This window comes from Corallococcus sp. AB045, assembly GCF_003668895.1.
Classification (GTDB): domain Bacteria; phylum Myxococcota; class Myxococcia; order Myxococcales; family Myxococcaceae; genus Corallococcus; species Corallococcus coralloides.
This window is the reverse complement of the sequence record NZ_RAWN01000288.1, coordinates 1-8,899: the sequence shown is the minus strand read 5'-3', so window position 1 is coordinate 8,899 and position 8,899 is coordinate 1. Positions and strand designations below refer to the sequence as shown.

Here is an 8,899-nt window from a genome sequence, read left to right as displayed (position 1 = left end):
GGGGCGTCGGGGCGCCGTCGCTGGTGGCGGAGGTGGAGAAGGCCCGGGGGCCCTACAAGCACACGGCGCTGGGCGAGGCCGTGGCGGTCGCCGCGCTCACGGATGACGTCCCGTGGATGGAGGCCTGCGCGGCGGAGGCGGTGGAGAACCGCGAGCGGCTGCGGGGCGCCTTGAAGGCGCTGGGGTTGGATCCGCTCCCTTCGGAAGGGAACTTCCTCCTCGTCCCCGTGCCAGAGGCGCGGTGGGTGGGCGAGGCGCTGCGGGAGCGCAACGTGAACGTGCGGGTGTTCGAAGGGCTCACGGGCGTGGGCGATGCGCTGCGCATCGGCTGCGGTCCCTGGCCGATGATGGCTTCGGCGCTGAAGGCCTTGAAGGAGGTGCTGTGATGCGGGTGACCCTGTTCGACTATGGCGCGGGCAACCTGCACTCGCTGATCAAGGCGCTGGCCACCACGCCCGGCGCGGAAGTGCGCGTGCAGGAGGATCCGCTGCGCGCGCTGGATACCGACGTCCTGGTGCTTCCCGGCGTCGGGGCGTTCGGCTCGGCGGCGGCGCGGCTCGCTCCGGGACGCGAGGCGATGCGCAAGGCGCTGGACGCCGGCCTGCCGTGCCTGGGCATCTGCCTGGGCATGCAGCTGCTCTTCGAGGAGAGCGACGAAGGGGCAGGGCAGGGACTCGGCTACTTCCCGGGCCGGGTGACACGGCTGGCCGCGCGGCACGTTCCGCAGATTGGCTGGAACGACGTGGAGGAGGACGGGGCGCTCCAGTCCGCGCGCTTGTCCACCGTGTACTACGCGCACAGCTTTGTCTGCCGCGCCGTGGAGTCGCGTGAAGTGGTGGGCTGGACCACCCACGAGGGCGACCGGTTCCCCGCCTCCGTGCGGCGCGGAAACGTGCTGGGCGTGCAGTTCCACCCGGAGAAGTCCTCCCACGCGGGCGTGCGCTTCGTGCAGGCGTTCCTCCAGGAGGTGTCCTCATGATCGCCATCCCGGCCATCGACCTGCGGGAAGGGGCGTGCGTGCAGCTCGTGGGGGGCTCCTACGAGGCGGAGCGCGTGCGCGTGAATGATCCGCTGGAGGCCTTGAAGCAGTGGCTCGCGCTGGGCTTCCGCACGTTCCACGTCGTGGACCTGGACGCGGCGCTGGGCAAGGGCTCCAACGCGGACGTGGTGGTCCGGCTGGTGTCGCATGCCCCGGGCCTCGCCTTCACGGTGGGCGGCGGTGTTCGTGACGCCTCGCGCGTGGAGGCGGTGCTCGCGGGCGGTGCGTCCTCGGTCGTCGTGGGGACCCGCGCCATCGAGGACCTGGCCTGGCTCACCGAGGTCGCGGAGCGCTTTCCCAGTCGTGTGGTGGTCGCCGCGGACGTGAAGGGCCGCGAGGTCGTGACGCGCGGCTGGACGTCCGGCAGCGCGCGCGACATCCGCGACGTGCTGGCCGCGCTGGAGCCCCTGCCGCTGGGCGGGATGCTCGTCACCGCGGTGCACAAGGAGGGGCAGCTGGGCGGCGTGGACCTGCCCTTGATGGAGGAGGTGGCCCGTTCGAGCCGGCACCGGCTCTACGCCTCCGGTGGGGTGACGACGTTGGAGGACCTGCGCTCGCTGGCGGCGGTGGGCGCATACGGAGCGGTGGTGGGCATGGCGCTGTACACGGGGCGGTTGGATGCGCGCGCGGTCGCGCGGGAGTTCACGCAATGAGCACGGTCACCACGGTCGTCCGCGAAACGAAGGAGACCCAGATCACAGTGGAGCTGGCGCGCGGAACCGGCGTGGCCCGGGTGGACACGGGCCTCAAGTTCTTTGATCACATGCTCGCCACGTTCGCGCGGTACGCGGGGCTGGACCTGACCCTGCGCGCTCGCGGAGACCTGCGCCACCACCTGATGGAGGACGTGGCCATCACCCTGGGCACCGCCGTCCAGCGCGTCATCCCCGCCACCGCCGCGCGCTACGGCGAGCGCACCCTGCCCATGGATGACGCCCTGGTGCAGGCGTGCCTGGACGCGGGCGGTCGCTTCTACTACCGGGGCCCGTTGAAGAACCGGCTGTACGAGCACTGGATGCGCTCCTTCTGCGAGCACTCGCGCATCACGCTCCACCTGCGCGTGCTTCGCGGCAAGGACAGCCACCACCTCACCGAGGCGGCCTTCAAGGCGCTAGGGCTCGCGCTGCGCGACGCGATGGTGGACTCCGGCGTCGTCTTCAGCATGAAGGGCAGTGTCTCCCTGGAGGTGAAGTGATGCTCCGCCGACGGATCATCGTCTGCCTGGATGTGAAGGGCGGCCGCGTGGTGAAGGGTGTCCAGTTCGAGGGCCTGCGCGACGTGGGCGACCCGGTGGAGCTGGCCCGGCGCTATGAGGAGGCCGGCGCGGATGAGGTGACCTTCCTGGACATCTCCGCGAGCGCCGAAGAGCGCCAGACGCTGTGGGACCTGGTCCAGCGCACCGCGGAGCGCCTCTTCATCCCGCTCACGGTGGGCGGAGGCGTGCGCACCGTGGACGACGTGGGCCGCGCGCTGAGGGCCGGTGCGGACAAGGTGAGCATCAACTCCGCGGCCGTGGCCACGCCGGAGCTCCTCACCGGCTGCGCGGAGCGCTTCGGTGCCCAGTGCGTGGTGGCCAGCATCGACGCGAAGCGCGAGGGAGACCGCTACCGCGTCTACACGCACGGCGGCCGGCGGCCCACCGACCTGGACGCCGTAGCCTGGGCGAAGGAGTGCGTCCGGCGCGGCGCGGGCGAGGTGCTGCTCACCAGCATCGACCGGGACGGGGCGCGCACGGGCTACGATCTGGACCTGACCCGCGCGGTGGCGGAAGCCGTGGACGTGCCCGTCATCGCCTCCGGAGGCGCGGGCCGCGCGGAGCACGTGCGCGATGCGCTGACTCTGGGCGCGGCGGACGCGGCGCTCGTCGCCGGCATCCTCCACGACGGCCTCACCACGGTGGGCGCCTTGAAGTCCCTGCTGAACGACAACGGCATCGCCATCCGGAGCACGACATGAACGCGGACCCGCGAGACTTGATGGAGGCCGCCGCCGACGTGGCGCGCAAGGCCGGTGACGTGGCGCTGGACTTCTTCCGGCGCGGCATCGCCGTCGACACCAAGAGCGACGGAACGCCCGTGACGGTGGCGGACCGCACCGCCGAGTGGACCGCTCGCGAATGGCTGGAGGCGCGCTTCCCCCAGGACGGCATCCTGGGCGAGGAGTTCGGCGAGTCCCGGCCGGGCGCGAAGCGCCGGTGGATATTGGATCCCATCGACGGCACGAAGACGTTCATCCGGGGCGTGCCGCTGTGGGGCACGCTGGTCGCGGTGGCGGAAGGGGAGAACATCCTCGCGGGCGCGGCCTACTTCCCGGCCGTGAACGAGCTGGTCGTCGCGTCCCCGGGCCTGGGCTGCTTCTGGAACGGCTCCGCGGCGCGCGTGTCGGAGCAGGACTCGCTGGCGCAGGCCGTGGTGCTCGTCACCGATGAGCGCTTCCTCCAGAACCCCACGAAGGGCGCGGCCTGGCAGGAGCTGTCCCGGCAGGCGTCCCTCTCCCGCACGTGGGGGGACTGCTACGGCTACCTCCTCGTCGCCACCGGCCGCGCGGAGGTCATGGTGGACGAGGGCCTGTCTCCCTGGGACGCGGCGGCCCTGCAGCCCATCATCGAGGAGGCGGGCGGCGTCTTCACCGACTGGAAGGGTGCTCGCACGGCGTTCGGCGGTGACGGCATCGCCACCAACGCGGCGCTGTCCAAGCGCGTGCGCGAGGTGCTGCGCACGGGAGTCCAGCCATGACGCTGGAGCTCTCCAAGCTGAACTTCGACAAGGGCCAGGGGTTGGTGACGGTGGTGACGCAGGACGCGAGCACCGGCGACGTGCTGATGGTGGCGCACGCCGACCGCGAGGCGCTGGAGCGCACGCTCGCCACGGGCGAGATGCACTACCGCTCGCGCACGCGCGGCCTCTGGCACAAGGGCGCCACCAGCGGGAACACCCAGAAGGTCGTCTCCCTCACCGTGGACTGTGACGGCGACGCGGTGCTCGCGCGCGTGCGCAAGGCCGGCCCCGCCTGCCACACCGGCGAGGAGACGTGCTTCGGCGAGGGCCGCTGGGACGCGCTCGCGCATCTGGACGCGACGCTCTCCGCACGCGCGTCCGGCCCCCAGCCCGAAGGCGCCAGGCCCAGCTACACCCGGCGCCTCCTGGAGGACCGGAACCTGCGCTTGAAGAAGCTGGGGGAGGAGGCCGCGGAGCTCGTCACCGCCTGCGCGGACGCGGACACGCACCGGGCCGCGGAAGAGGCCGCCGACGTGCTCTTCCACGCGCTCGTCGCGGTGCGCGCCCTGGGCGTGACCCTGGACGACGTGAAGGCCGTCCTCGCCGCCCGCGCGCGTCCGAAGCCGCCATGAATTCCCCGGATAATCTGGCGTGTCGGTTTCGACCCAGGCGGAGTTGTCCAGCTGCACTGCATCCTCACAGCGTGGCTGGCACACAGGCGCCCCAAAGGTGCAGGCGTGTGTCCGCTACTCTTCAACCGCCTCTGTGATCCTGGTACAGATTCCGCCCTGCGACACGGGCCGTGCCCGACGAAGCGGCCCCGTCGTCATCAGCGTTCGCATCCCGGAGGCTTCGTGTCTGCCACGTACCAATCCGAACTCATCGACCGCGTCTTGTTCTCGCGCTGGCACAACCCGCCGACGAAGGATGACGTCCAGGCCATCATGGCGCAGATGGAGGACGCGACGCAGCGGCTGGGGCAGAACGTGCTCTACATCGCGTCCATCAGCCCCAAGGCGAAGGTTCCCGACGCGACCGAGCGCGCGCACCTGAACCAGATGGTCGCCGAGGGCCGCCGCTACTGTGAGCAGTCCTGGCTCGTGTACGAGGGCACGGACCTGCAGCACAACCTGCAGCGAGTCATCATCTCGGGCGTGCTCATCCTCACTCGCACGTTCGACAACTACCTGTCGGTCGCCAAGTCGGCGGACGCCATCGTCAAGGACGTGTCCACCGCCCTGAAGAAGGACGCGTCCTCCATCTTCCGTCAGGCGCGCGACCGCGGCCTCATCGCCTGAGGACCCACGCGGGCGACGTCGGAGCCCCTCCGACGCCGCGTGCGTGATGGCGCCCGAGCCTACCGGGCGCCGATGATTTCCAGCTCTTTCAGCTCCACCCCCGGCCGCTCCGGAAGGACGCTCACCGCGTCCACGTCGAGCAGGGGGACTCCGGGCTTGCAGATCTCCCACCTGCCCGTGCCGTGGAAGCGGCAGACGGTGGGATCCACGAAGAAGTCCTTGCCGCCCGGATCCGCGTGTCCCACGCCGTCCGGAGCGCGGACGTGTGCCCTCAGGGAGCCCGGCCCCGTGGCCCGCACCTGGAAGGACACCACGTACTTCAGCGACGGCGCGTACCCCAGCCGCAGCGCGCCGTCCTGGCCAGCGCCTGCGTCCGCCATGGGCAGCTTCACCCCGGACAGCTCGTCCCCGTCGAACGCGCGGAACGCGTCCCCGGGCCCCGTCGGCTGATCCGGCTCGATGGGCTTCGTCTCCACCGAGCCCGCCGTGTTCAGCGTCGCCAGCATGGGCGCCCGCTGGGCCTGCTGCACCGCCGCCGCGTTCAGGAGCGGCGCGGGCAACTGCCCCGTCTTCACGCACGTGGGCGCCAGCGCCTCCGTGAGCGCCAGCAGCTGTGGCTCCACCACCGCCCCCGTCACGGCCGCGGGGCCCACGGCCTGGCGCGCGAGCTCCTGGCAGGCCGCGCCCAGGGCGGGCCCCGCGTGCTCCAGGCTCCAGCTTGCCTCCTGGAGGGGCGGGTTCCCCCGGCGCGCGGCCTCCCGCAACGCCTGCGTCACGGCCAGGCCGCAGGGATTGTCAGCGGGCGCACATCGCTCGCACAGGGTGGCGAGCAGCTCGCGGGGCAGGTCGTCCTTCGCCATGAGGGGCGCGCGGGAGGCCAGGGCAGGGCCCCGGGCGCAGGCGGCGGCGGGAGGAGTGGGGCAGTCGCCGAGCTGGCGGCGCGCGTCACTCCAGGCCGTGCCCGCGTCCCCTCCGGTGCCACCGTCGGACTGGAGGAGGTCCCCCAGGACGGCGTCCAGGCCCCGGCACGCGGCGGGGCCCAGGTCGGGCGGGGTGATCCTCACCGGCGTTGGGCCCGGCGCCTTCCCGGGGGCCGGAGCGGGCGGGGCTTGATGCGACACGTAATAGAGGCGCGCGAACGCCAGCAGCGCTACTAGCATCAAGAGAAGCGTGTGGAGCGGGAAGCGACGCACGAGCAAACTCCTTGATTCCAACCGGGACCGGGGGTTATCAGCGCCCGCGAGTTCCATCCGCAAAAATGACCGGAGGCGTGTGTGGCTGAGACTTTCGACGTGGTGATCATCGGCTCGGGTCCTGGCGGCTATGTGGGCGCCATCCGCGCGGCCCAGCTCGGGCTGAAGACGGCCATCATCGAAAAGGACAAGCGCCTGGGTGGCACGTGTCTGCACCGCGGCTGCATCCCCACCAAGTCGCTCCTGTGGACGGCGTCGCTCTTCCACCACATCAAGGAGTCGTCCGACTTCGGCATCGATGTGGCGAACCCGACCGTGAACTGGGCCAACGCCCAGAAGCACAAGGACAAGGTCGTCACGAAGGGTGCCAACGGCATCGACTTCCTGATGAAGAAGAACAAGATCACCGTGGTGAAGGGCCACGGCCGCATCGCCGGCAAGGGCAAGGTGGAGGTCACGGCGGAGGACGGCTCCAAGCAGACCCTGGAGACGAAGAACATCATCATCGCCACGGGCTCCGTGCCCAAGTCCCTGCCGAACGTGGCGGTGGACCACAAGCGGGTGATGAACAGTGACTCCATCCTGACCATCGACCGCATCCCCAAGAGCATCATCGTCCTGGGCGCGGGCGCGGTGGGCTGCGAGTTCGCCTCCGTGTTCAACCACGTGGGCAGCAAGACGGCCATCGTGGAGTACATGCCCGCGCTGCTCCCCATCGAGGACGCGGACATCTCCAAGGAGCTGGACAAGGTCTTCCGCCGCCGCGGCATCGACGTGCACACGGGCTCCGCGGTGCAGAAGGTGGAGCACACGGCGGACGGCGTGCGCGTCACCATGACGGTGGGCAACGAGACCAAGACGCTGGAGGCCGAAATCCTCCTGTCGGCGGTGGGCCGCTCGCCCGTCACCGAGGACGTGGGCCTCAACAAGACGGCCGTCCAGGTGGACCGCGGCTTCATCAAGGTCGACACGCTGTGCCGCACCAGCGAGCCCAACGTCTACGCCATTGGCGACGTCATCCCCACGCCGATGCTGGCGCACATGGCCAGCGCCGAGTGCGTGATGGTGGTGGAGCACATCGCCGGGAAGAACCCCGCGCCCATCAACTACGACCTGACCCCGTCCGCCACGTACTGCTACCCCGAGGTGGCGTCCGTGGGCCTCACGGAGAAGAAGGCCAAGGAGCGCGGCTACGACGTGAAGGTGGGCATCGCCCCCTTCGGCGCCGTGACGAAGTCGGCCATCTCCAACGAGTCGGTCGGCCTCATCAAGATCGTCTCCGACAAGAAGTACGACGAGGTGCTGGGCATCCACATCATCGGGCCGCACGCCACGGAGCTGCTCGCCGAGGCCTGCGTCGCGATGAAGCTGGAGATCACCACCGAGGAGCTGGCCCACACCATCCACGCGCACCCGACGCTCTCGGAAATCATGCACGAGGGCGCCGAGGCCACGCTGGGTCACCCGCTGCACTTCTAGCGGGCTCGGCGGCCCGGCCCCTTCCGGCCGGGCCCGCCGTAGAGCGCCTGGAGTGAGGCCGCCAGCGCGGCCAGCCGTTGGCGCAGTGGTTCCGGGGCGAGCACCTCCACGCCCGCCCCGATTTCGCACAGCTGGGAGACCGCGATGGACTCCCGCTCGAAGTCCAGCGTCACCTTCCGCTTCCCACCGCGTGCCGCGGGCGCCTTGTCGATGCGCTCACCGTCGGCCGGGGGACGCATCCTCCGCAGCGCCGCTTCCCCCTCCTGCGTGCAGGAGAGCGTGACGTCGTAGCGGGGGCGCTCGGTGGCGAACTTCGCGCACCAGTCCTTCCAGAACACGGGCAGGTCGAAGCCCTGCGGGCGGGTGAAGCCCTGGGGGCGCAGCCGCACGTCGCCAATGCGCCCGCCCCGGAAGACGCGCGGGCCCTTGTCCGTCCCCGCGACGAGGTACCAGCGGTCCGCTTTGATCACGAGCCCGTAGGGGTCCACCGTCCGGCGGGAGCGGGCGCCGTCGAAGTCCTGGTAGCTCAGCGACACGCGGCGGTCCTGCCAGGCGGCGTCGCGCAGCTTGCCCAGGTGCGGCAGGGGCTCACGGCCGGTGAACCAGCCGGAGGCGTCCACGTGCAGCCGCTGGCGCGCGTGCTCCAACGCGGGCTGCTGGAGGGCGGGGAGGGCGGCGGCCAGCTTCACCAATCCCGTGCGCAGCGGCCCGGACAGGCCCAGGTCGTCCAGGGCTCCAGGGGCGCCCACGGTGGCCAGGGCCTGGAGCTCCGGGCGGGTGAGGCCGGTGAGCTGCGTGCGCCAGCCCTCCATCAGCGCCACGCCGCCCGCGGCGCCGCGGGTGGCGTAGACGGGGACGCCCGCGGTGGAGAGGGCGTCCAGGTCCCGGTGCACGGTGCGGCTGGAGACCTGGAGCTCGCGCGCCAGCTCGCCCACGGTGCTGCGAGAGCGGGCCTGGAGGCGCATCAACAGGTGGACGAGGCGATCCGCGCGCATGGGCCCTCTGGGCTTTGGGAGAGGTGCAGCCTGGGCTGGGAATCATGACAGGGGTTGTCAGGATTGGGGATGCATGGTGGCGCTTGAAAGGGGAGCACTGACATGAAGCCACTCGAAGGACAGGTGGCCCTGGTCGCGGGAGCGACGCGGGGCGCGGGCCGGGGAATCGCGACGATGC

11 protein-coding genes are annotated in these 8,899 nt (G+C 71.0%); 9 read left to right on the top strand and 2 right to left on the bottom strand.

Translation table 11 applies throughout. From position 1 onward, the window contains the following. The 8 genes from D7Y21_RS38245 to D7Y21_RS38210 all read left to right on the top strand — a co-directional run. Positions 1-386: aminotransferase class I/II-fold pyridoxal phosphate-dependent enzyme (locus D7Y21_RS38245; protein ID WP_121718340.1), on the top strand; the 386-nt coding region annotated here is incomplete at its 5' end. After that, positions 386-979: an imidazole glycerol phosphate synthase subunit HisH gene (gene hisH / locus D7Y21_RS38240; RefSeq protein ID WP_121718339.1), complete on the top strand. Its 594-nt coding sequence runs from the start codon at positions 386-388 to the stop codon at positions 977-979. The genes D7Y21_RS38245 and hisH, both read left to right, overlap by 1 nt. Then, complete coding sequence (locus tag D7Y21_RS38235; RefSeq protein WP_120562856.1) at positions 976-1,692, top strand: HisA/HisF-related TIM barrel protein; 717 nt, start codon at positions 976-978, stop codon at positions 1,690-1,692. The genes hisH and D7Y21_RS38235 overlap by 4 nt, the downstream gene beginning before the upstream one ends. Continuing rightward, the gene (locus D7Y21_RS38230) at positions 1,689-2,234 is read left to right on the top strand and encodes an imidazoleglycerol-phosphate dehydratase (protein WP_121718338.1); all 546 of its coding nucleotides are present in this window, start codon (positions 1,689-1,691) and stop codon (positions 2,232-2,234) included. Before D7Y21_RS38235 ends, D7Y21_RS38230 begins: the two co-directional genes overlap by 4 nt. Then, complete coding sequence (hisF, locus tag D7Y21_RS38225) at positions 2,231-2,995, top strand: imidazole glycerol phosphate synthase subunit HisF (protein ID WP_370039871.1); 765 nt, start codon at positions 2,231-2,233, stop codon at positions 2,993-2,995. The genes D7Y21_RS38230 and hisF overlap by 4 nt, the downstream gene beginning before the upstream one ends. Continuing rightward, positions 2,992-3,774 carry a histidinol-phosphatase gene (gene hisN, locus D7Y21_RS38220; protein WP_121718337.1) on the top strand — a complete coding sequence of 261 codons (783 nt, stop codon included), beginning with the start codon at positions 2,992-2,994 and terminating at the stop codon, positions 3,772-3,774. The genes hisF and hisN overlap by 4 nt, the downstream gene beginning before the upstream one ends. Next, a complete protein-coding gene (hisIE, locus tag D7Y21_RS38215; RefSeq protein ID WP_121718336.1) occupies positions 3,771-4,388 on the top strand; it encodes a bifunctional phosphoribosyl-AMP cyclohydrolase/phosphoribosyl-ATP diphosphatase HisIE in 618 nt (205 codons plus the stop codon). The genes hisN and hisIE overlap by 4 nt, the downstream gene beginning before the upstream one ends. 222 nt (positions 4,389-4,610) lie before the next feature. Then, the gene (locus D7Y21_RS38210; RefSeq protein ID WP_120562860.1) at positions 4,611-5,054 is read left to right on the top strand and encodes a DofB protein; all 444 of its coding nucleotides are present in this window, start codon (positions 4,611-4,613) and stop codon (positions 5,052-5,054) included. Positions 5,055-5,113: 59 nt separating this feature from the next. Here D7Y21_RS38210 and D7Y21_RS38205 read toward each other — a convergent pair whose 3' ends face one another. After that, positions 5,114-6,214: a hypothetical protein gene (locus tag D7Y21_RS38205; RefSeq protein WP_233612455.1), complete on the bottom strand. Its 1,101-nt coding sequence runs from the start codon at positions 6,212-6,214 to the stop codon at positions 5,114-5,116. Between the two features lie 114 nt (positions 6,215-6,328). Here D7Y21_RS38205 and lpdA point away from each other — a divergent pair, with 114 nt between their 5' ends. Next, on the top strand, positions 6,329-7,726 hold the full coding sequence (gene lpdA / locus D7Y21_RS38200; protein ID WP_120562862.1) for a dihydrolipoyl dehydrogenase: 1,398 nt from the start codon (positions 6,329-6,331) through the stop codon (positions 7,724-7,726). Here lpdA and D7Y21_RS38195 read toward each other — a convergent pair. Then, on the bottom strand, positions 7,723-8,721 hold the full coding sequence (locus D7Y21_RS38195) for a YafY family protein (protein WP_121718334.1): 999 nt from the start codon (positions 8,719-8,721) through the stop codon (positions 7,723-7,725). The genes lpdA and D7Y21_RS38195 overlap by 4 nt on opposite strands. Positions 8,722-8,899: the final 178 nt, after the last annotated feature.